The sequence below is a fragment of the Komagataeibacter oboediens genome, from assembly GCF_003207815.1.
GTDB lineage: Bacteria > Pseudomonadota > Alphaproteobacteria > Acetobacterales > Acetobacteraceae > Komagataeibacter > Komagataeibacter oboediens.
This window is the reverse complement of the sequence record NZ_NKTX01000003.1, coordinates 23,965-47,047: the sequence shown is the minus strand read 5'-3', so window position 1 is coordinate 47,047 and position 23,083 is coordinate 23,965. Positions and strand designations below refer to the sequence as shown.

19 protein-coding genes are annotated in these 23,083 nt (G+C 63.5%); 3 read left to right on the top strand and 16 right to left on the bottom strand.

Annotated features, from left to right (window positions below):
- Window positions 1–69: 69 nt before the first annotated feature.
- The 7 genes from CFR80_RS03100 to hrcA form a co-directional block, all read right to left on the bottom strand.
- Window positions 70–1,377, bottom strand: coding sequence for a tetratricopeptide repeat protein (locus tag CFR80_RS03100; RefSeq protein WP_234448355.1), 1,308 nt, complete (start codon window positions 1,375–1,377; stop codon window positions 70–72).
- A gap of 120 nt (window positions 1,378–1,497) precedes the next feature.
- The gene (locus CFR80_RS03095) at window positions 1,498–2,268 is read right to left on the bottom strand and encodes a MotA/TolQ/ExbB proton channel family protein (protein WP_010514747.1); all 771 of its coding nucleotides are present in this window, start codon (window positions 2,266–2,268) and stop codon (window positions 1,498–1,500) included.
- A gap of 88 nt (window positions 2,269–2,356) precedes the next feature.
- Window positions 2,357–2,707, bottom strand: a complete 351-nt coding sequence (locus CFR80_RS03090; RefSeq protein ID WP_010514746.1) for a hypothetical protein — start codon at window positions 2,705–2,707, stop codon at window positions 2,357–2,359.
- A gap of 220 nt (window positions 2,708–2,927) precedes the next feature.
- A protein-coding gene (prfB, locus tag CFR80_RS03085; RefSeq protein ID WP_110507082.1) for a peptide chain release factor 2 occupies window positions 2,928–4,059 on the bottom strand; the annotation gives its coding sequence in 2 pieces (ribosomal slippage) (window positions 2,928–3,989 and window positions 3,991–4,059; 1,131 coding nt in all).
- Between the two features lie 62 nt (window positions 4,060–4,121).
- Entirely contained in the window at window positions 4,122–6,686 is a 2,565-nt protein-coding gene (locus CFR80_RS03080) for a penicillin-binding protein 1A (RefSeq protein ID WP_010514743.1), read from the bottom strand.
- Window positions 6,687–6,797: 111 nt separating this feature from the next.
- Entirely contained in the window at window positions 6,798–7,685 is an 888-nt protein-coding gene (locus CFR80_RS03075) for an aldo/keto reductase (protein ID WP_010514742.1), read from the bottom strand.
- Window positions 7,686–7,801: 116 nt separating this feature from the next.
- Complete coding sequence (hrcA, locus tag CFR80_RS03070; RefSeq protein ID WP_082071215.1) at window positions 7,802–8,881, bottom strand: heat-inducible transcriptional repressor HrcA; 1,080 nt, start codon at window positions 8,879–8,881, stop codon at window positions 7,802–7,804.
- A gap of 147 nt (window positions 8,882–9,028) precedes the next feature.
- Here hrcA and rph point away from each other — a divergent pair, with 147 nt between their 5' ends.
- Both rph and rdgB read left to right on the top strand, forming a co-directional pair.
- On the top strand, window positions 9,029–9,757 hold the full coding sequence (gene rph / locus CFR80_RS03065; RefSeq protein ID WP_010514740.1) for a ribonuclease PH: 729 nt from the start codon (window positions 9,029–9,031) through the stop codon (window positions 9,755–9,757).
- A complete protein-coding gene (rdgB, locus tag CFR80_RS03060; RefSeq protein ID WP_010514737.1) occupies window positions 9,754–10,371 on the top strand; it encodes an RdgB/HAM1 family non-canonical purine NTP pyrophosphatase in 618 nt (205 codons plus the stop codon). Before rph ends, rdgB begins: the two co-directional genes overlap by 4 nt.
- A gap of 155 nt (window positions 10,372–10,526) precedes the next feature.
- Here the strand turns inward: rdgB and CFR80_RS03055 are convergent, their stop codons facing one another.
- The 4 genes from CFR80_RS03055 to truB all read right to left on the bottom strand — a co-directional run bounded on the left by CFR80_RS03055 (window position 10,527) and on the right by truB (window position 15,694).
- Window positions 10,527–11,945 carry an NAD(P)H-dependent flavin oxidoreductase gene (locus tag CFR80_RS03055; RefSeq protein WP_010514735.1) on the bottom strand — a complete coding sequence of 473 codons (1,419 nt, stop codon included), beginning with the start codon at window positions 11,943–11,945 and terminating at the stop codon, window positions 10,527–10,529.
- 94 nt (window positions 11,946–12,039) lie between these two features.
- The gene (gene pnp / locus CFR80_RS03050) at window positions 12,040–14,175 is read right to left on the bottom strand and encodes a polyribonucleotide nucleotidyltransferase (protein WP_010514734.1); all 2,136 of its coding nucleotides are present in this window, start codon (window positions 14,173–14,175) and stop codon (window positions 12,040–12,042) included.
- 300 nt (window positions 14,176–14,475) lie between these two features.
- Complete coding sequence (gene rpsO, locus CFR80_RS03045) at window positions 14,476–14,745, bottom strand: 30S ribosomal protein S15 (RefSeq protein ID WP_010514733.1); 270 nt, start codon at window positions 14,743–14,745, stop codon at window positions 14,476–14,478.
- Between the two features lie 28 nt (window positions 14,746–14,773).
- On the bottom strand, window positions 14,774–15,694 hold the full coding sequence (gene truB, locus CFR80_RS03040; protein ID WP_010514730.1) for a tRNA pseudouridine(55) synthase TruB: 921 nt from the start codon (window positions 15,692–15,694) through the stop codon (window positions 14,774–14,776).
- 254 nt (window positions 15,695–15,948) lie between these two features.
- Here truB and CFR80_RS03035 point away from each other — a divergent pair, with 254 nt between their 5' ends.
- Entirely contained in the window at window positions 15,949–16,920 is a 972-nt protein-coding gene (locus tag CFR80_RS03035; protein ID WP_010514729.1) for an MlaD family protein, read from the top strand.
- Between the two features lie 95 nt (window positions 16,921–17,015).
- Here the strand turns inward: CFR80_RS03035 and rbfA are convergent, their stop codons facing one another.
- From rbfA to rimP, 5 genes are read right to left on the bottom strand one after another with little or no spacing between them, the layout of a single operon-like run.
- Complete coding sequence (rbfA, locus tag CFR80_RS03030) at window positions 17,016–17,432, bottom strand: 30S ribosome-binding factor RbfA (protein WP_010514728.1); 417 nt, start codon at window positions 17,430–17,432, stop codon at window positions 17,016–17,018.
- Window positions 17,433–17,455: 23 nt separating this feature from the next.
- Window positions 17,456–20,152: a translation initiation factor IF-2 gene (gene infB / locus CFR80_RS03025; RefSeq protein WP_010514727.1), complete on the bottom strand. Its 2,697-nt coding sequence runs from the start codon at window positions 20,150–20,152 to the stop codon at window positions 17,456–17,458.
- A complete protein-coding gene (locus CFR80_RS03020) occupies window positions 20,149–20,859 on the bottom strand; it encodes an RNA-binding protein (protein ID WP_307784551.1) in 711 nt (236 codons plus the stop codon). The genes infB and CFR80_RS03020 overlap by 4 nt, the downstream gene beginning before the upstream one ends.
- Window positions 20,816–22,351: a transcription termination factor NusA gene (gene nusA / locus CFR80_RS03015; RefSeq protein WP_010514725.1), complete on the bottom strand. Its 1,536-nt coding sequence runs from the start codon at window positions 22,349–22,351 to the stop codon at window positions 20,816–20,818. The genes CFR80_RS03020 and nusA overlap by 44 nt, the downstream gene beginning before the upstream one ends.
- A 20-nt stretch (window positions 22,352–22,371) precedes the next feature.
- Window positions 22,372–22,992 carry a ribosome maturation factor RimP gene (gene rimP / locus CFR80_RS03010; protein WP_039736653.1) on the bottom strand — a complete coding sequence of 207 codons (621 nt, stop codon included), beginning with the start codon at window positions 22,990–22,992 and terminating at the stop codon, window positions 22,372–22,374.
- Between the last annotated feature and the right edge of the window lie 91 nt (window positions 22,993–23,083).

Sequence of the window (23,083 nt, the reverse complement as noted above, 5' to 3'; positions counted from 1 at the left end):
AACGCAGGCGGGGCGCCGGATCGAAACCCGGCGCCCCGCTGGTCATCAGTCCCGCGATTCCGAAGGAGCTCAGTGCGCGGCGGCAGCCGAGTTGAGCTTCAGCACCCAGAACTGGGCGATGTCACGCGCGCCATTGGTGCCTTCCACGCTGTTGAGCGTGGCAATGGCCGCATCCTTCTGCCCTGCCGCGGCCTGCGCCAGGCCAAGGTGCAGGCGGGCGATGTTCACATCCGACGGGCCCTTTGCAATGCCCTGCTTCATCAGCGCGATGCCCTTGTCGCCCTGACCGGACAGCACATAGTTGTAGCCCGCCGTCAGCATGGCGTTGCCGGTGGTCGCCTGTGTGGCGGTGGCGTCAAGATGCGCCTTGGTGTCGGCAACGCCCTGCGTTACCAGCGCCTTCAGCTTTTCCTCACGCGGGGCGCTGGCGTCATGCCCCAGCACGCCGGAGCTGTAGCCCTGGTTGATGATATCCAGCGCAAGCTGCGGCAGCCCTGCCTGCATGGCCAGTTCGGTAATGTCCATGTATTCGGCCGGGGTCTTGACCAGACCGGCCTCCAGACGCACGCGGTCGATATCCAGACGCAGCCCCGGGGCCATGTTCGGGGTGCTCAGGACAGAATGCACGACCTGCGCCCAGTAATCGGGCTTGGGGTAATAGGTGGCCAGCAGCACGTAGGTCTTGGTCAGTGCCGCATTATCCTTCAGCTGCGCCTGACAGGCGGCCAGAAGCTGAAGCTGGTTTTCCGTGGGTTTGCCACCCGCCTTGATGGCGGCATCAACCTGCGCCTGCTGCACGCGGGCGGCGTTGGCGTAATCATGCTGCAGGTAATAGGACTGAATCAGGATCGTCAGCATCTGCGGGTTCTTGCCACCCGCCTTGATGTATTTTTCCGTGACCGTAATGGCCGTAGGATAATCCTTGGCGGTGAAGGCCATGCTGCCTTCGGCCAGCGCCATCTGTTCCTTGGTCGCGGCAGGGGTGCGGGGCGATGCGATCAGCTTGTCATACGCTGAAATCGCGGCCGGAACATTGCCCGACTGGGCCGCGACGGCGGCACGCATCTGCGCAATGGTATAGGTCTCGAAATCGGACTTGCCGGTCACGGCATCCGCCGCGTCCACATCGGCCATGGCCTGCGGGTATTTCTTGGCGGCAAGTTCAGTCTGCGCCTTCTGCAGCGCCGTGCCGACCTTTTCCCCCAGCTGGTCCGCCGCATGCGCGCCGTGCAGGGGCAGTACCCCCGCCACCGGCAGCGCCATCATGACCCCGGCCAGCAGACGCCCGCGCAACTGGAACAGAGATTTGGATGTGATGTTTTTCAACTGGATATCCTTCCATGAACGGGTCATGGCCCGATTGATCGGCCAGGGCATAACGATGGTCCCACGCAGCCCATCATTCAATCCGCCCCCCGCCGATGGCAGCACGGCAGCCCACACGACATTCCTGCCGTATGACCTGCCGTGAAATCAGATCATGCGTGGATTGCAGGTTTATTCAGCAGGCTCGTGCGTTTCATGGCGATAGCCGCCCATCAGGATCGACTGCACGTCAGCGGCGAAGTTGCGGACTTCATCCAGCGCACCCTTGTTGCGACGGACCAGCATGTTGTAGCCCAGAACCGCAGGCACGGCGGTGCCTAGGCCGATGGCGGTCATGATCAGCGATTCACCAACCGGACCGGCAACCTTGTCGATCGAGGCCTGACCCGCGATGCCAATGGCCGTCAGCGCGTGATAGATGCCCCACACGGTCCCGAACAGACCCACGAACGGGGAAGTCGACCCCACGGTGCCAAGGAAGGCCAGGCCACCCTGCAGGCGGTTCTGGATGAAATCCACCGAACGCTGGATGGACATGGTGGTCCAGGAATGCAGGTCGATGGATTCCTGCATCGTGCCTTCGTGGTGTTCGGCGGCCTTGATGCCGGTATCAGCGATGTAGCGGAAGGGCGATGCGGTATCGAGCAGGGCCGCGCCTTCCTTGATGTCATGGGCAGGCCAGAACTTCGCCTTCACTTCCTTGGCGTCCTTGAACATGCGTGCCTGTTCAAGGAATTTCGTGATCATGATGTACCAGGTCCCGACAGACATCACGACCATGATGATCAGCACGGTACGGGCAATGAAGTCACCGTTCGACCACAGCGCACCCAGGCCATAGGGATTGGAGTCGGCAGCAGCCGCAGGCGTGGCGTAGGCAAGGGCCGGCAATGCGGTCAGCAGCGCGGCCGCGATGACTTGATTACGATGCTGTCGGGTCATTTACCTGAAATCCTCTGACAAATAGGGCCATGGGTCTGGCCTGCAACACATTTCATGACTGTTATCTGACCAGTCCGGAAACTGAAAATCAATCCGCCTGTATCGTTTTCGGAACAATTTCCGGCATATGGACCCTTCTGTCGCGACCAATGACAGGCGCGGGGACAGGGAAAACCTCCGGCTGGAGCATGACCGGGCGGACAGGGGGTGGTGCCGGGGGAACGGGTGGCATCGGTTCGGGAATGATCCGCAGCGTCACCGGCGGCAATGGGCGGTATGGTTCGGGAAACATGGGCTTGGCCTTTGGCCGCAACCCATAGGCCAGCACCGACAGGACAATGACATGGACCGCAATGATCACGCCCACCACGCGCAGGTACGGCGTCCGCCGTCGCTGCCGGGCGGCATAATCCAATCCCATGACTTCGTCAGACCACATGCCATTCCTGTCCAGACGCCGCCAGCAGGGATCCCTGCCCGGCCTGCGCGCCATTAAGTGCCAGGGTCTGATTGGGCGTGGTCGGGGCGTATGTGTCAAGCATGATATGCAACAGGTACGGAACAATTTTTCCGTTTCGGAACAAGGCGTCCCGTCCCGACATGAAAAAACCCCGCGGCCGGAAACCGCGGGGTATCACATACGGACGGGCCGTAGCGGATTACTGCGCCTGCGCGCTGGCTTCCGACCGGGTCGCCCCCACGCGGGCCGCAAGGGCTGCAGCCATGAAATCATCCAGGTCACCATCAAGGATGGCGTCCGGATTGGTCTTTTCCACGTTGGTGCGCAGGTCCTTGACCAGCTGGTAAGGGGCCAGCACGTAGGACCGGATCTGGTGGCCCCAGCCGATATCGGTCTTGTTCGCCTCGGTCTGGGCGGCGGCGGCTTCGCGCTTCTGCAGTTCCTGCTCGTACATGCGCGCCTTCAGCATGGTCATGGCCGTGGCGCGGTTACGGTGCTGGGAACGATCGGTCTGGCACGCCACCACGATCCCGGTGGGAATGTGCGTGATGCGGATGGCCGATTCCGTCTTGTTGACGTGCTGACCGCCAGCACCCGACGCCCGGAACGTATCCACCCGCAGGTCGGCTTCGTTGATCTCGATCTCGATCGAATCATCAACGACGGGATAGACCCACACGGATGCAAACGATGTCTGCCGCCGTGCCGCCGCGTCAAAGGGCGAAATCCGGACGAGGCGATGCACCCCGGCCTCGGTCTTGAGCCAGCCATAGGCATTCGGGCCGCTGACCTGAATGGTGGCGGACTTGATCCCGGCCTGCTCCCCTTCCGAACTTTCCAGCATGGTCACCTTGTAACCATGCTGTTCGGCCCAGCGGGTGTACATGCGCAGCAGCATTTCGGCCCAGTCCTGCGCCTCCGTCCCGCCTGCGCCGGCGTTGACTTCCAGGTAGCAGTCATTGCTGTCCGCCTCGCCCGACAGCAGGCTTTCCGTCTCGCGCCGCTTGGCTTCCTCCGCCAGGGCGCGCAGGCTGGCCAGCGCTTCGGCCACGACAGCCGAATCGCCTTCCATTTCCGCCAGTTCCACCAGTTCGAGCGTATCGTTCACATCGGCTTCAAGCCGCTGCACGCCCTCGATCTGGCTGGCCAGCAGCGTACGCTCGCGCATGAGCTTCTGGGCGGCTTCGGAATCATTCCACAAATCGGGATCTTCGGCCCGGTTGTTCAGCTCCGCAAGGCGGTCGATTGCGACATCCCAGTCAAAGATGCCTCCTCAGCAGTGCCACCGACTGCTTGATCTGGTCGTTCAGGGCCTCTGTCTCGGCAGACATGGGCTTGCTCCTCGCTCAACGGTAAACAATGCGGGCACGCGCGCGGCCCGGCATACGGGGCGTCAATACAGGCCGCCCATGCCAATGTCACCCCCGGAAGGCTGGGACGGGGCCGCGCCGGACGGCGCTGCGGGGTAACCGGCGGATGTCGTGCCATCACTGGCCGCTGCCGGACTGCCCGGCATGGTGCCCATGTCATTTTCAGAATCAGGCATGTTTTCAGCACCCGTATCCGCCGCCGTCAGCGCCATGCCCGACCCCGCGCCAAGGTCCACGCTCACGCCGGGCACCTGCCCGGGCTTGAAGGCGTCAATCGCCATGCCCATCCCGGTATCATACCGGGCCAGCTGCACCCCGTCGGGTATGCGGAAGTCAAGACGCGGACGGCTGGCGAACGCCGCCTTCATCACCTGATTCCAGATCGGACCCGCGATCACGCCGCCGGTCTCGTTCTTGCCCAGTGACTGCGGGGTATCGAACCCGATCCATACCACCGTCACCAGATCGGGAGAAAAGCCCGCGAACCATGCGTCATTGAAATCCTGGCTGGTACCGGTCTTGCCCGCAACGGGACGGTCAATGCCCGCCCCCGCGCGCACGCCGGTGCCCCGCCGCACCACGTCCTGCATCATCGCCACGATCTGGCTGGCCGATGTGGCCGACACCACCTGCGGGCGGGTATCGACCATCTGCGGGCCATCGGCGGGCGTGCCACCGGGCTGCCACGCAATGCCGTCGGGATGCCATATGACGTTGCCGTTGCGGTCCTTGATGTCATCAATCAGGGTGGGCGTGACCAGCCGGCCACCATTGGCAATGGTGGCGTAGGCGGCGGCTTCACGCATGACGGTGGTTTCCACCGCGCCAAGGGCGGCGGGCAGCACCAGCGGCATGGAATGGACAAGGCCCAGTTTCTGGGCAAGGTCCGCCACCGGCTTCATGCCGATCTGGGCGGCAAGGCGTATGGTGACGAGGTTGCGCGATTCACGCAGGGCGTCATGCAGCGTGGTTGGTCCCCAGAAATCCTTTTCATAGTTATTGGGATGCCATTCGCCATAGCTGACGGGGGAGTCATCGAATTTCTGCGATGGCGAGATCCCCTGCTCCATCGCGGCCAGATAGACGAAGGGCTTGAACGACGATCCCGGCTGGCGCGCCGCCTGTGTCGCGCGGTTGAACTGCGATTCCCTGAACGACCAGCCACCCACCATGGCCATGACGCGCCCGGTATGCACATCCACCGTGGCCAGCGCACCCTCCACGCGCGGCACCTGTCGCACGGCCACGCCGCCGCCATCGGCCTGCGGTTCAACCAGCACCACGTCACCTGCCTGCAGCCCCTTGCCGGTGCGCATCCACGCTCGGTCCCGCGCCAGCAGTTCGCCCGTATGGGGAATGACGGGGTCACGCCCCTCCAGCCAGCCCACGCGCCCGGTTGCGGGCGACAGCACGACCGCCACCCGCCACTGTTCCAGCATGGCGACGGGCGGCGTGACACGGGCCAGCGCATTGGCCCAGTCCCCTGCCGCGTCGGCAGCATCGATATGGGTGAACGCGCCACGCCAGCCGCCATGCGCACGGTCATAGCGCAGCAACCCGTCACGCAGGGCGGTGGTGGCCACCTGCTGCAGGTGGGAATCGAGCGAGGTATGAACCGACAGCCCCCCTTCCATGGTGGTGCCGATGCCGTAGCGTTCGATCAGTTCACGGCGCACTTCCTCAGCAAACCATTCGGAACCGGGAACCGGCCCGGGACGGGTGAAGTTGGCGGGAACTAGGGGTTCCTGCTGGGCCTCACGCGCCTCTTCGGGCGTAATGACCTTCAGGTCCGCCATGCGGTCCAGCACCCAGTTGCGCCGGTTGGTCGCCGCCTGCACGAAGCGGTGGGGGTTGTAGTTGGTGGGCGACTTGGGCAGCGCGCCAAGGAAGGCGGCCTCGGCATTATCCAGCTGGTCCAGTGGCTTGTTGAAATAGGTCTGGGCCGCTGCCCCGATACCGTAGGCCCCTTCGCCCAGGTAGATTTCGTTCAGGTAGATCTCAAGGATCTGTTCCTTGCTCAGCGTCTGCTCCAGCCGCATGGCCAGCAGCGCTTCCTTGATCTTGCGGTCGATGGACACCGCATTGGACCCCAGCAGCATGATCCGCGCGACCTGCTGCGTAATGGTCGATGCCCCGATGGGACGGTGCTTCGTCCCGTGCATCATCATGTCGGTCAGCCCCGCACGCATGATGGCCAGCGGATCAACACCACCATGGGTGAAGAATTTCTGGTCCTCGGCCGCAAGGAAGGCGCTGCGCACGCGCTCGGGTATCGCGCTGTAGGGCACGAATATGCGCCGTTCCGCCGCCAGTTCGGCCATGACCTGATCTTCGCCGGAATACAGGCGGCTCATCACCGGCGGCTGGTAGGTGCGCAGGCCGTCAACCGTGGGCAGGCCTTCGCTCAGGCGTTCATATTCCCCCCATGCCACAAGGCCCGCAGCCCCACCGCCAAGCAGCAGGACAGCAAGCGTGCTGCCAGCAAGCCAGCGCACCATGCGGTAGCGTGGCCGGCGCGGGCCACCGGCATCGGGGCGTGAGGGTCCATCAATCCGGCCATCGCGGCCTGATCCGTCAGCAAGCGTCATCCGGTATCCAATAGGGAAAGAAAGGGGCCGTTCTGTGTCGAGGTCCCCTGTCTAGCATTGTCCCGCGCCGCCGTCGCCCCCGATCCGCCGCCCCGTGGCCGTGCTGGTGCCTTATGCGCCGTTCTGGCGGGCCCATTCCGCGCGGCCGTCGTTATCAAGCTGCCGGAATTCCTCATCGCTCAGCTCAATCGCGGCGGCGGCGGCGTTATCGGCCACATGCGCGGGGTTGCTGGTGCCGGGAATGGGCAGCATGACCGGCGCACGGCGCAGCAGCCACGCCAGCGCGATCTGGCCGGGCTGCACGCCCTTCTCGTCCGCCAGCCGGGTCAGCAGCGTGTCCCCCTTCGTCAGGCTGCCTGCCGCCAGCGGTGCCCACGGAATGAAGCCGATGTTTTCCTTCGTGCAGTAATCCAGCACATCCTCGGAATAACGATTGACGAGGTTGAAGCGGTTCTGGACGGTCGCCACCGGAAAATACAGCCGCGCGCGCTCGATCATCTCGACCGTCACTTCGGACAGGCCGACATGACGGATCAGCCCCTGCGCGCGCATGGCGGCGATGGCCTCGAACTGCTGTTCGGGCGTGCAGTCGGCTCCCACACGGTGCAGTTGCCACAGGTCGATGCGCTCGACGCCCAGCCTGCGCATGCTCATCAGAACGCACTGCCGCAGGTAATCGGGATTGCCCACCGGCTTCCAGATATTGGGCCCATGGCGCGTATGGCCGCCCTTGGTGGCGATGATGGTGTCCGGGTAGGGATGCAGCGCCTCGCGGATCAGATCCTCGCTGACAAACGGGCCATAGGCATCCGCCGTATCGACAAAGTTGATACCCAGTTCGGGCAGGCGGCGAAGGGTGGCGAGTGCCGCATCGCGGTCGGCGGGTTCGCCCCATATGCCCGGTCCCGTAATGCGCATGGCCCCGAAGCCCAGCCGCGTGACCTCCAGGTCGCCTCCAATCATGAACGATCCGGACTGCCTTGCATCGGGTGTAAACATGCCATTCTCCTTGCATGGTGCGGGCACGCCGGGATCATCGTGATCAGGACGTGCGGTTGCTGTCTGCCCAGCATAAGGCCACCCCCGCGAGTCCGGTTGCATGAAACCGCCGCAGTTCAGCCCAGCATGCGGCCGATCACCCGCGCGGTGTAGTCCACCACGGGAATGATGCGGGCGTAATTGATGCGCGTCGGCCCGATCACGCCAATCGCCCCCACGATGCGGTTGGAATCCGTACGCGCCGGGGCAACAACCACCGACATGCCCGCCATGCCGAACAGCCCGCTTTCAGCCCCGATGAAAATCCGCACTCCTTCGGATTCACGCGCAAGATCCAGCAGACGCAGCATGGTTTCCTGTGTCTCCAGCCGCTCGAACAGCATCTGGATGGTGGTCAGGCGCTCGATTTCGGTCACATCGGCCAGCAGGCGGCCCTGCCCGCGTATGAACAGGGTGCCGCCGCGTTCATCGGCGTCGCTCCATGTCGCCAGCCCGCTGGCCACCACTTCCGCCGTCAGGTGGTCGAGTTCGTTGCGGTTGGCGGTCATGTCGGTGCTGACCGTCTCGCGCAGGCGGTCCAGCGTCTGGCCCGACAGGTGGGCGTTGAGGTAATTCCCCGCCTCGACCAGAGCCGAAGGCGGCAGGCCGGGCGGTGTCTCGATCACGCGGTTTTCCACCTGCCCGTCCGCACTGACCAGAATGACCAGCGCGCGCCCCGGGCCAAGGGCCACGAATTCGATATGCTTGATCGTGGTGCCATCGCTTTTGGGGGCCATGACCAGCCCCGCCGCGGATGACAGGCCGGACAGCATGGACGACGCCTTGGCCAGCATGTCCTCCAGCGAACGGCCCTTTACATCCAGCATGCCCGCGATGCTCTTGCGTTCGTCCTCGCTCAGGCTGCCAAACTGCAGCAGGCCATCCACGAACAGCCGCACGCCCTTTTCCGTGGGCAGGCGTCCCGCCGATGTATGCGGCGAAAACAGCAGCCCCGCATCGGTCAGGTCCGCCATCACATTGCGAATCGTGGCCGGTGACAGTGACAGCGGCAGGCGCTGCGACAGGGTGCGTGAGCCCATCGGCTCACCCGTTTCGACATACTGCTCCACGATCTCACGCAGGATCGCGGCAGAACGCGCATCAAGACCGGACAGCAGCGCTGGCTGTGATACCAGTGGTCGTGTTTCCATCGCCATGCCTCCCGTATTGCACGTATCCATTCACCATGCGGACCATCCGCATCCTTATCCTAGCAGATCCTGTCCCGTCATGCCCACGCGGGACTGGAAACAGGGGCGGATTGCAGGCTATGCCGCACCATCACCTTGCGGAGTTTTACGCCCATGCGCCCATCCGGCCGTGCCATTGACGCCCTGCGTCCCGTTTTCATCCAGCCCGGTTTCGCCCGCCATGCCGAAGGGTCCGCCCTGATCCGCATGGGCGGGACCGAGGTCCTGTGCGCCGCCACGGTCGAAACCCGCGTGCCCTCCTTCCTGCGTGGCAAGGGTCAGGGCTGGGTCACGGCGGAATACGGCATGCTGCCACGCGCCACCCACAGCCGGGGCCAGCGCGAGGCGGCAAAGGGAAAGCAGACCGGCCGCACGCAGGAGATCCAGCGCCTGATCGCCCGCGCGCTGCGCGCGGTGGTGGACCTGAAGGCGCTGGGGGAAATCTCGGTCACGGTGGACTGCGACGTGCTGAACGCCGATGGCGGCACGCGCTGCGCCGCCATTACCGGGGCATGGGTGGCGCTGCGCCTGGCGCTGGAAAAACTGGTACGCGCGGGCACCCTGCCCGCCCTGCCGATCAAGGGGCAGGTCGCGGCCATCTCATGCGGGCTGACGGATGACGGCCCGGTTCTTGACCTTGATTACCGGGAGGACAGCGCGGCCAGCGCCGATGCCAATTTTGTCCTGACCGCCGATGGCGGCATTGTGGAAATACAGGGCACAGCGGAAAAGGATCCCTTTACCGAAGCCCAGTTCAACACCCTCATGCGGCTTGCCCGCACCGGCACGGCTGAACTGTTCCGTATCCAGACCGCCATTGTGGAAGAGGCACTGAAGGCATGAACGCGCTCCCTACCCGTCTGAACCGTGGCGACACGCTGGTGCTGGCGACCCATAACCGGGGCAAGATCGCAGAATTCGCGGCCCTTCTGGCGGGATATGGCATCCGTGTCGTATCGGCAGGCGACCTGTCCCTGCCCGAACCGGAGGAAACGGCCACAAGCTTTGCCGGCAATGCCGCCATCAAGGCCCTTGCGGCAGCAAAGGCAGCCAACCTGCCCGCGCTGGCCGATGATTCGGGGTTCTGCGTCGCGGCACTCAATGGCGGTCCCGGCATTTTCTCGGCCCGCTGGGCTGGTCCGAAAAAGGATTATCCCGACGCCATGCGCCGCATCCATGACCAGATTGGCGACAACCCCGACCGCAGCGCGTGGTTCATTTCCGTCCTGTGCATCGCATGGCCCGATGGCCGGACCGAGACTTTCGAAGGGCGGATTGACGGGCATGTCATCTGGCCGCCGCATGGCGAAAATGGCCACGGCTACGACCCCATCTTCGCCCCCGGCAGCGGCACCCGCAGTTTTGCCGACATGAGCGATGTTGAAAAGAACACCATAAGCCACCGCGCGCTGGCTTTCGCGCTGTTTCGCGATACCTGTCTGCCCACAACAGAATAAAGGACAGGTTTCTGACGAAGCTTTTTTTCAGAAAGCTTCGAAGAACGCCGCCTTTTTAAAAAAAGGCGGCACCCAAAAACTTTTATTCCCTTTCGTCATAAAAAAGGCCGCCTCCCATAAGGGAGGCGGCCTTTTGCACGGGTTTTATGACCGGCTTACCGCCCGGTCATGATCCGCTCCAGCAGTTGCGCCACGGTGGGCACGAAACCATTGGCATAGAACGGGTCGGTCGCGAAACGCCAGGCGTTCGTACCACCGAACATGAGGTTGTGGTCAATCACCGCATCCTGATCCGGCCCGTGTGCATGGGCCGCTGCCTGCAGCGTTTTCTGGATGCAGTAGGACCGCGGGTCCGCCTTGTGCCCGTTGGAATAGGCGGGCGGCTTCTGGGACCAGTTGGAAAAGCGGCATTCCGACAGGCAGCCCATGCAGGCCCCCTGATCGGCCAGGATCTCACGCGCCTTCTCAGGGGACACGAACACCAGCGTGTTATCCGGCGTGCGCATGGCCTCGGTATGGCCTTCTTCCATCCACAACCGCGCGCGCTGCTCGTCCGCAGGGGTGACAAAAACCTGCCGCCCACGCGCACCGATGGCCAGCGCCGCCGTGTGTTCGCCCAGTACTTCGGGGGAGAAGGGCACCTGCCGCTCCGCACGGCCACGCAGTTCACGCAGGAACGAATTGTTCACCGCGGACGAATAGAAGCCGGTGGGGGAGAAACGGTTGAGGAACACATCCCCCTTCTTCAGCGTCAGCAGGCGCCGCTTCCACGCATCGGGGATCGGGCTTTCACGCGTCAGCAGCGGACGGGTACCGAACTGGAATGCGATCGGCCCGAGTTCGGGGTTGTCGATCCAGTCCTGCCATTCCTCCAGCCACCATACGCCGCCAGCCATGATGATCGGCGTGTCATCAAGGCCGAAGGCACGCATCTGCTTGCGCAGCGCCAGCACGCGGGGGAACGGGTCCTCCGGCGCCAGCGGGTTTTCAGTGTTGGACAGGCCGTTATGGCCACCCGCACGCCACGGGTCTTCGTACACCACAGCGCCCAGCAGTTCGGCCGTCTTGTGGTAAGAACGCCGCCACAGGGCGTTGAACGCCCGGGCGGACGATACAATAGGATAATAATGGATGCCGAAACGCGCCGCAATTTCCGACAGGCGGTACGGCATGCCCGCGCCGCAGGTCAGGCCCTGGATCATGCCCGGAGCACCTTCCAGCACGCCCTGTATGACACGTTCCGCCCCACCCATTTCCCACAGGATGTTGGCGTGGATCCGGCCTTTGCCACCCGCGATCTCGTGCGCGATACGGGCCTGCGCGATTCCGCCACGAATGGCGTAGTCGATCAGTTCCTCGTGCCGCTCACGTCGTGTTTTACCATGATAGATCTGCGGGACGACATTGCCATCCTTGTCATAGGAATCGGCATTCACGATCGAGACCGTGCCAGCCCCCCCGGCTGCCGCCCAGTGCCCGGCGGATACGCCGGTTGAGATCGAGACGCCCTTCCCCCCTTCGACCAGGGGCAGAATATCCGTCCCGCCCATACGGATCGCATTGATCGGCTTCATCACCATTCCATCGTCATGTGTCTGCCCGCGCGGCAGGATGCGCCCATACCGGACGCAGCCCGCCACCGGGTGTCATACAGGCCGGAGCCGCGTCTTAGCGCGCGGGCGCCCGGCCGGGCTTGGCGCCCACTGTCTCGGTGATATCGGCACCGGTTTCCTGATCGACCACGCGCATGGACAGCTTGACCTTGCCGCGATCGTCAAAGCCCAGCACCTTCACCTTCACTTCGTCTCCCTGCTTGACGACATCGGTCGTCTTGGAGACACGGCCCTGCGCCAGTTCGGAAATGTGAACCAGCCCGTCACGGGGGCCGAGGAAGTTGACGAACGCACCGAAATCGGCGGTCTTGACGACCTTGCCGTTATAGATGTGGCCCACTTCGGGTTCCGCCGTGATGCCACGGATCCGCTCGATGGCCTTTTCGGCCTGATCGTCGGACGACGCCGCGATCATGATCGTGCCGTCATCGTTGATGTCGATCTTCGCACCCGAATATTCAACGATCTCACGAATGACTTTACCGCCCTGACCGATCACATCACGGATCTTTTCCTTCGGCACGGAGATCGTGGTGATCTTCGGCGCGGAAGACGACACATCCGAACGGCCTTCGGTCAGCGCCTTGGCCATTTCACCCAGAATGTGCAGGCGACCCTGACGGGCCTGACCCAGCGCGATCTTCATGATTTCAGGCGTGATGGACGTGATCTTGATGTCCATCTGCAGCGCGGTCACACCCTGCTCGGTGCCCGCCACCTTGAAGTCCATGTCGCCAAGGTGATCTTCATCGCCAAGGATGTCGGACAGGACGGCGAAGTCCTCGTCTTCCTTGATCAGGCCCATGGCGATGCCCGCCACCGGACGCTTCAGCGGCACACCGGCATCCATCAGCGCAAGCGAGGTGCCACATACGGTCGCCATGGAAGACGAACCATTGCTTTCCGTGATCTCGGACACGACACGCATGGTGTACGGGAAGGTGTCCTTGCCCGGCAGCAGCGGGTGGATCGCACGCCATGCCAGCTTGCCATGGCCGATTTCACGACGGCCAGGGGACCCCATGCGCCCGCATTCCCCGACCGAGAACGGCGGGAAGTTGTAGTGCAGCATGAAGTTGTTGCGGTATTCGCCTTCCAGCGCATCCACGATCTGCTCGTCCTGACCGGTGCCAAGCGTCGCGACCACAAGGGCCTGCGTCTCGCCACGGGTGAACAGGGCGGACCCATGCGCGCGGGGCAGGATACCGACTTCGGACACGATCGGGCGGATCGTTTCCAGATCACGGCCATCGATGCGGAAACCGGTGTCCAGCACCTCGGTGCGGACCACATCGGCTTCCAGATCCTTGATCATGGGCTTGGCGGCATCGGCATCGTCCTCGCCAATCTTGGCAAGGATGGCGTCACGCGCGGCTGCGACCTTCTTGTAACGCACCTGCTTTGTGCGTTCCTTGTACGCATCGGCGATCAAGGCGCGACCGACCTTGTCCACCTTCTTGCGCAGCTTGATTTCCTCAGCCGTCGGCTCGGCCAGGTCCCAAGGGGCCTTGGCGGCACTTTCGGCCAGGTCAATGATCGCATCGATCACCGGCTGGAAGGCTTCGTGACCGAACGTCACCGCCCCTAGCATCACTTCTTCGGACAGTTCCACGGCCTCGGACTCGACCATCAGCACGCCTTCGGACGTGCCGGCCACAACCAGGTCCAGTTCGCTTTCCTTGAGCTGGGAAATGGTCGGGTTCAGCACGTACTTGCCGTTGGAATAACCGACACGGGCCGCACCCACCGGACCAAAGAACGGAATGCCCGACAGCGTCAGCGCCGCCGAACAGCCGATCAGCGCCACAACGGCGGGGTCGTTTTCCATGTCGTGGCTCAGCACGGTGGCAACGACCTGCACTTCATTACGGAAGTTTTCGGGGAACAGCGGGCGGATCGGGCGGTCGATCAGGCGCGAGTTCAGGACTTCAGCCTCGCTCGGGCGGCCTTCACGCTTGAAGAAGCCACCGGGGATCTTGCCCGCGGCATAGGCCTTTTCCTGATAGTTGACCGTCAGCGGGAAGAAATCCTGTCCCGGCTTCACGCTCTTGGCGCCAACGGCCGTGCACAGCACCACCGTGTCGCCATAGGTTACGACAACCGCGCCGTCGGCCTGACGGGCGATCTTGCCCGTTTCCAGCACCAGCGGGCGGCCGCCCCATTCGATTTCCTTGCGAAAATAATTGAACATCCAGACAAACCCTGTCCGTTGACTGCCGCAATGCAGGCGGGCCGGACATGGGAACGTTGATGGCAGCGCCTCGGACGGCATGGAGCGATGACGGCACATACCGCCAGAACACCATGTGGCCTGAAACGCTGCGATCCGGTCCGGATATCTCCGCCGTGGCGTCGGCAGCGTGTTGATGGCGCCCGTCAGGGGCACCAGAAAAGTAGCGGCCCGACGGGGCGCGGGCAGGCAGAAGCATGCGCCGCGCCCGTACAGGCCATGCGGAAAGGCATTATGCCTGCCTTCCCGCGTGGTCGCAAATCAGCGACGCAGGCCGAGGCGCTTGATCAGCGTTTCGTAACGGGCCTGGTCCTTGCGCTTGACATAATCCAGCAGGCGGCGGCGGCGGCCAACCAGCATCAGCAGGCCACGGCGGGAATGGAAATCCTTCGCGTGGGTCTTGAGGTGGTCGGTCAGGTTCACGATCCGCTCGGTCAGCAGGGCGACCTGCACTTCCGGCGAGCCCGTGTCCGTCGCGGCATTGCGGTATTCGCTAATCAGCGCCGTACGGCGTTCAGCGGTAATCGACATCGTCTTTCTCCATTACAGACAATTCAGTTCACAGCATGCGTACTGATCGCAGCCAGCCGTCCACGGGACGGCACAGTCCGACCACACGCGCCCCGTCCATCGCACGCACGACACCCGAACGGGGGTCGGTGTGCTCAGGCATCCGGTCCGCCAGCTGGTTCAGGTCTATTGCCTGGCCATATGACAGGGCATCCGCTTCCTCACGGGTCAGGGCCAGCGCCGGGATGTCGGCCAGCGCGGTCGCGACCGGAAGCAGCAGATCCGGTGGAGCAGGCGCGTTGTCGGCGCTTGCGACAATTTTGTCCAGTGGAATCGCATGGGATTCATCAAAAGGCCCGACGTTCAGCCGCCGCAACGCGGCCACATGCCCCACCGTGCCACAGGCCAGCGCGATATCGCGGGCCAGCGCGCGCATGTACACGCCCTTGCCCGATTCCACCTCGAACACCGCCGTATCGGCATCGGGGCGCGCGATCAGTTCAAACCGGTCGATCCGCGCGGGACGGGGGGCAAGTTCCGGCGCATTGCCCGCGCGCGCCATGTCATAGGACCGCTTTCCCCCCACCTTCAGCGCGGAAAAGACCGGTGGCACCTGCATGATATCGCCCCGAAAGGCAGCCAGGGCGGTCTCGAACGCGGCATTGTCGGGGCGCACGTCGGATACGGCGGTCACGCTGCCTTCCGCGTCGTCACTGTCCCGTGCTTCCCCGATGCGCAGGGTGAAGTGATAGCGCTTGGTGCCATCCATTATATAAGGCACGGTCTTCGTCGCCCTGCCAAAGGCGATGGGCAGCAGTCCCGTCGCCAGCGGGTCCAGCGTGCCGCCATGGCCCGCCTTGGCCGCATCAAACAGGTAACGCGCACGGCCCACGACCTGTGTCGAGGTCATTCCCGATGGCTTGTCAACTATCAGCCAGCCGTCCAGCGGGCGTCCACGTTTGCGTCCCATTGCAGGCACCTTGCGTCATGAGGGGGGAATGCCGTGCGTTTAGACGAGGCACGCATGCACGGCAATGCCCCATTCCGTCTGGGGGGCTGGCCGCCTGCGCCACACATGGTAAAAGGCGAAGCGGGCACATGCCTGCCATCCCCGCAGCCCGCTTTGCCTGCTGCGGATGTAGTGTCATCTTGCAGCAAACGGACACATGGACAAATGTGTCCGCAACCGTTTTTTTATTCTGCGTCTAGGGAGACCTGAACACCATGGCTGAACGGCAGACCACGGTCGGTGCATTTGTGTTGGGTGGAGCCCTGCTTGGTGTGACGGCCATAGCGCTGTTCGGACAGTTTCATCCCTTTTCCCCATCCAGCCGGGCCGTGGTGGTGTTTGACAGCCCGATCAACGGACTGGGCGTGGGTGCGCCCGTGACCTTCGACGGGGTACAGGTGGGGCATGTGGACCACATTGCCGTTCAGTTCGATCCCCAGACCCATCAGGCCTATATTCCCGTGACGCTGGAACTGCAGGCAAATGGCGCGCACATGGCGGGAAGCCATGGCAAGGTACTGGACAGCAGCGAACTGCCGAAGCTGGTTGAAAACGGCCTGCGCGCCGAACTGCACATGCAGAGCTTCGTGACCGGTCAGGAAGAAATCGACCTGACGTTCGACCCCAGCGTGCCGGCCCACCTGCATCCCGGAATCAGCCCGCTGCCGGAAATCCCGGCACGTGAATCGGAAATGCAGAAGCTGACCGATGCCCTGACCGCCCTGCCGCTGAAAAACATCGCCAACAATGCTGACGCCATGCTGGTCAGCATCCGCACGCTGGCGGACAAGCTGGACAAGGACCTGCCCCCGCTGGTGGACAGCGTGCGGGCCACGTCCGACCACACCCGGATAACGGTTGATACCGCGACCGACACGATCCGCGATCTGGACCACCATGTGGATACGACGCTGGCATCCATTGACCGTCTGGCCGATACCGGCACGGCGCAGCTGGATGCGCGTGGCGGCGAACTGCACACCCTGCTGGTCAATTCCAATGAAACGGTCACGGAAGCCAGGGGCGCGCTGGCCGGGCTGCATGACATTACCGCGCCAAGTTCTGCCGATCGGTCCAATATCGACTCGTCGCTGCGTGATCTCGCCGCCGCCGCCGCCGCCCTGCGCGGGTTCGCAACCGATGTGGAACGCAATCCGCAGCTACTGCTGATGGGACGGCGTAACTGATCCGGCTGTAAAAACGTTTTTTCGCAAAAAGGCCGGTCAGGGCATAACCCGACCGGCCTTTTTGTTATTCAGAACACATACGCGAAGCAGATGGATCAGTCTTCCTCCAGATCCCGCCTGACTTCCGGCTGTCGCAGCATGTTATCGACCTCCATGGCGTAATCCAGCGCCGTATCAGGCTGGAAATGCAGGTCGGGCACACCACGCAGCCGCAGCGCATGGGACAGGCGCGTCCGCAGGAAAGGCGTTACCCGCTTGAGTGCGGGCAGCAGTTCCGCCACGTCGCTACGCCCCAGACGCGCCACGAATACGGTCGCGTGCTTAAGATCGGGCGAGATACGCACCTCGGTCACCGTAATGCGCACATCCGCCAGATCCGGGTCACGGAATTCGGTGCGGGAAAAGATTTCCGCCAGCACACGGCGGACTTCTTCCGCCACACGCAACTGGCGCTGCGAGGGACCAGATGCGGAATGGCCGGCAAGTTTCCCTGCCGGCCCGCTCTCGCTCATCCCTTTTCTGGATGAATTACGGCTCATGCCGGGACGAGTTCCATTTCATAACATTCAACCACGTCACCCTCGCGCAGGTCATTATACCCGGCAAAGGACAGGCCGCACTCGTAACCGCGCGCCACTTCCTTGACGTCATCCTTGAAGCGCTTGAGCTGGCTCAGTTCGCCTTCATGGATCACGACGTTATCACGCAGCAGACGCACGCCACAGCCACGCTTGACCACGCCTTCGGTCACATAACAACCGGCGACCTTGCCAACCTTGGTGATTTCGAAAACCTTGCGGATTTCGGCATAGCCAAGGAACTTCTCGCGGTGCTTCGGCGCGATCTTGCCGCGGACCAGTTGCTCCACATCATCAGCAACCTGATAGATGATGGAGTAGTAGCGGATATCCACACCCTCACGCTGTGCCAGTTCACGTGCCTGCGCCGTGGCGCGGACGTTGAAGGCGATGATGACAGCACCGGACGCCTTGGCCAGCTGCACGTCACTTTCGGTAATCTGCCCGACGGTGGCGTTCAGCACGCGGATCTTGACTTCCTCATGCTCCAGCTTCTGCACGGTGGCTTCAAGCGCTTCCGCAGAACCCTGCACGTCCGCCTTGATCAGGACGGCAACTTCCTTCTGCGCGCCTGCCTGGATACGGGCCAGCATCTGGTCCAGCGTGCCGCGTGCGGCGGTCTGGCCAGCAGCCATGCGTTCCTTGATCACGCGCTGACGGAATTCCGAGATTTCGCGTGCGCGGTTCTCGTTTTCCACCACTACGAACGGCTCACCCGCGCCCGGCACCCCGGTAATACCCAGGATTTCAACCGGCATGGACGGACCTGCCTCGCTCAGCTGACGGTTGCGGTCGTCGATCATGGCACGGACGCGGCCCCATTCGGCACCGGCCACAACGATATCGGTGCGGCGCAGCGTGCCCTTCTGGACCAGCACGGTCGCAACTGGACCACGCCCACGGTCAAGACGGCTTTCGATCACCGAACCTTCGGCCACACGATCCGGATTCGCCTTCAGGTCAAGGATTTCGGCCTGCAGCAGGATCGCTTCCTCAAGCTTGTCCAACCCGGTGCGCTTGAGCGCCGAGACCTCGACATCCTGCGTGTCGCCACCCATGCTTTCCACCACGATTTCGTGGTTCAGCAGTTCCTGGCGCACGCGGTCGGGGTTCGCACCCGGCTTGTCGCACTTGTTGATCGCCACGATGATCGGGGCATCAGCCGCCTTGGCATGCTTGATGGCTTCGATCGTCTGCGGCATCACGCCGTCATCCGCTGCGACAACCAGCACGACAACGTCAGTTACCGATGCACCGCGGGCGCGCATGGCCGTAAAGGCTTCATGGCCCGGCGTGTCGATGAAGGTGATTTTCGCACCCGATGCCAGCGTGACCTGATACGCGCCGATATGCTGGGTGATGCCACCCGCTTCGCCATTGGCGACGTCGGTGGTACGCAGCGCGTCAAGCAGCGAGGTCTTGCCGTGATCGACATGGCCCATGACGGTCACGACCGGCGGACGGGGCTTGAGATCCTCTGGCCTGTCCTCGATTCCTTCGATCCCGATTTCAACATCGCTGTCGGACACACGGCGCACGCGGTGGCCGAATTCCTGCACGATCAGTTCAGCCGTATCCGCATCCAGCGACTGAGTGACGGTCGCCATGACGCCCATTTTCATCAGCGCCTTGATGACCTCACCCTGACGGGCGGCCATACGGTTGGCGAGTTCCTGCACCGTAATGGTTTCAGGCAGGACCACGTCACGCACCACGCGGACCTGATCGGACCGCAGGCGTTCGAGTTCGGCTTGGCGACGCTCACGCTCACGCTGGCGACGGACCGAGGCGAGCGAACGGGTCTTGTCGTCGTCTCCCTCAATCGCGGCCTGCACGTCAATGCGACCGGCGCGGCGGCTGTCATTGTTCTTCTTCGCGCCGCCCGAAGGACGACGACCCGGCGCCGCATTGCCGGGACGGCGGCTGGGACGACGTTCTTCCTCGCCCCCATCCGCACGGCCGGTACGCAGGCGCAGCGTTTCACCCGCACCGGCGGCAGTACGGCCGGCAGCAGCATTGCCACCACCTGCCGGACGCGACGGACGCAGCGGCTGTGCCGGCATGATCGCGCGTTCGGCCAGCGGGCGCAGGCGCTGCATCGGCGGCGCGAGCGTCACTTCACCCGGAATCGGCACGGACGACACGACGGGGCCTTCCGGCTCGACCGGTTCGGACTTCGCCTGCGTTGTAGCAGCCGCGCTGCGGGCTTCCTGCTTGCGTGCCTCGGCCTCGGCTGCGGCATCTGCCTTTGCCTGTGCCTCTTCTTCGGCACGGCGGGCATTTTCCTCTTCCTGGCGACGGGCTTCTTCCGCGGCGGAGAGGATCGTGATCTTCTCCTGCTCGCGCGCTTCCTTTTCGCGCTGGATCGCGGCGCGACGCTGTTCATCCAGCACGCGCTGGCGGGTTGCCAGCTCGGCTGCCGTCAGCGCGCGACCGCCCCGTCCTCCGGCGCGACCGCCAGCCGGCCCCGATCCGTTACCTGCGGCCCCGGCCCCGCGCTTCTTGCGCACCTCGACCTGAACCACCTTTGAACGACCATGGCTGAAGCTCTGTCGCACGGAACCGGCATCCACCGTCCGTCCGACTTCCCTACGGCCCGCCGGCCGCAGGGACAAGCGTCCCTTACCCTGATCCTGATCGTTGCCTTCGCTCATGTACCCGCCTGTTCACACCGTCCGGCGGACCGCTCCGCCGAATTCGGGCCAGCCCTGCCGGACAAACCCGCAAAACGTTCACTCTCGATACGGAATCGGCGCGCCAGTTCACCATGCAGCATCGCCGCATGAACAACATGGTCGCGGCCAAATGCCGCACCCAGACCCGATGCCGTAGGAACAACCGTAACCGGAAGGTCCCGTGCACCGGACAAAACTCTCTTCCTCTCGTCGGGGCTGCCATCAGCGGCCTGAATAACCAGACCGGCCCGACCGCCCACAACCCACTCACGCACCTTGGCGAAGCCACAGACAATCTGTCCTGCCCGCCGTGCCAGCCCTGCGACATCCATCATGCGCCGCAGCAACCCGTCTTCTACAAGATGGGTCAGGTCAGGGTGAATAACAACCCTTCCCCGTGCCGCGCGGGCGAATGCGCCGCGTGTGCGTGCTGTTTCTAACACATCCGCACGCGCGCTCAACCAAATTCCCCGTCCGGGCAGACGTGCGGAAAGATCAGGGATCACGACTCCATCGGGGGAAATGACAAATCTGATCATTTCCTCCTTTGGCAGCCGCACGCGGGTCACGGCACAGCGGCGCAGCGGACCGCGCTCTTCATGCTCCATGTCACCCGCGCCTTCCGCGTTGGGATCTTCCTGCTCAGACGTCGGACGTCTCCTGCTCACCAGCCTTGTCGTCTTCATCAAACCAGTGGGCACGCGCCGCCATGATGATTTCATTAGCCGCATCCTCGTCAATGGCATCGCTGCCAAGGATCTCGACCAGTTCATCACCCGCCAGGTCGGCCAGATCATCCAGCGTCTTCACGCCTTTTTCACCCAGCGTCACCAGCATCTGGTTAGTGAACACGCCCAGGGCCGCGATGTCATCGGTGACACCCAGCGCCCGGCGCTTGTTATCCAGTTCCTCTTCCTGCCCCGCGAGGTAGCCTTCGGCGCGGCGGACCAGTTCGCTGGCCACGTCCTCGTCAAAGCCTTCGATGCTGGCCAGTTCCTCGGGATCGGCGAATGCCAGTTCCTCGATGGAATGGAACCCTTCGGTCACCAGCAGGCCCGCGATGACGTCATCAACGTCCAGCGCCTCGACAAACAGGTTGCTGCGGCGACGGAATTCTTCCTGCCGGCGTTCCGATTCCTCGGCTTCGGTCAGGATGTCGATGTCCCAGCGCGTCAGCTGGCTGGCGAGGCGGACATTCTGCCCGCGCCGCCCGATGGCGAGGCTGAGCTGGTCATCAGGCACGACGACCTCCACCCGGCCTGCTTCCTCGTCCATCACCACCTTGCTGACTTCCGCCGGCGCAAGGGCGTTGACAACGAAGGTCGCTGCCTGCGGGCTCCACGGAATGATATCGATCTTTTCGCCCTGGAGTTCCTTCACGACTTCCTGAACGCGGCGGCCACGTACGCCCACGCAGGCGCCGACCGGATCGATCGACGCATCGCGGGAGATCACGGCCATTTTCGCGCGCGAACCGGGGTCACGGGCAACTGCCTTGATCTCGATGATGCCATCATAGATCTCGGGCACTTCCTGCGCGAACAGCTTGGCGAGGAACGCCGGATGCGTGCGGGACAGGAAGATCTGCGGGCCACGCGGCTCGTCACGTACGTCATAGATATAGGCGCGCACGCGGTCGGAATTGCGGAAGCTTTCGCGCGGGATCAGTTCATCGCGGCGCAGCAGGGCTTCGGCATCCCCGATTTCGACCAGCAGGTTGCCATATTCCGTGCGCTTGACGGTGCCGTTGATGATCTCGCCCACACGGTCCTTGAAGTCATTGAACTGGCGGCGGCGTTCATATTCGCGCACGCGCTGGACAATGACCTGCTTTGCCGTCTGCGCCGCGATACGACCGAAGTCGATGGGCGGCAGCGGGTCGATCAGGTATTCGCCCAGCTGGATCTCGGGCTTGAACTTGCGCGCGATGTACAGCGGGATCTGGGTTTCCTCGTTTTCCACCGTCTCGACCGCTTCGGTCCAGCGTGACAGGCGGACATCGCCGGTCTTGCGGTCGATGGTGGCGCGGATATCCTTTTCATGACCGTATTTCGCGCGGCCGGCCTTCTGGATGGCCTGCTCCATCGCTTCCAGCACTTCCTCGCGGTCGATCGACTTTTCCCGCGCTACGGCATCGGCCACCAGCAGCAGTTCGGGACGGGCAACGGACGTATCCATCAGTGTCTCCACAACATCGTTCAGTTGGCCTTGCGCGCCGGCTTGCGGTCGGGCTTGCCAGGGGCCTTCTGCGTTCCGGCCGGGGAGGCATCCTCCTCCGGCCCGTTTTCGTCGCTGGCGGCGTCCGGCTTCATCATCCGGGCGCTCGCCTCGATCAGTTCATCGGTCAGGACAAGACGCGCCTTGCGCATGTCAGCGAAAGGCAGCGCGACCTCGGTCCCGTCATCCAGCCGCATCAGGCCGTGGCCGTCACGCGCACCCAGCACGATCCCGGAAAAACGCTTGCGACCGTCGACGGGCATGTTCATCTCGGCCCGGGCGAGGTGCCCCGCGAACCGTTCCCAGTCCTTGGCGCGGGTCAGCGGCCGGTCGATCCCGGCGGAGGACACTTCCAGTGTCCAGGCACCCGGCAGCGGGTCCTCGACATCCAGTATCGCGCCCACCGCATGACTGATCTGTTCACAGTCCTCGATGGCGATCAGCGTGCCATCCGCACGGTCCGCCATGATCTGCACGGTGGGGGATTCGCGCCCCAGCACCGCCACGCGCACAAGGTCAAAGCCCATGTCGGCCAGCGCTGGCGCGATCATTTCGGCAATACGGGCATCAAGGCCCGTCAGGAAAGGCAGATCAGCGTCCAATGCAAAAAAGGCAGCCTTGCGGCCACCCCCCAAAGAAAAACCAGAGATGAAGGAATTGCCCGTAACATAGGTCACGCCCACGCTGACCGCA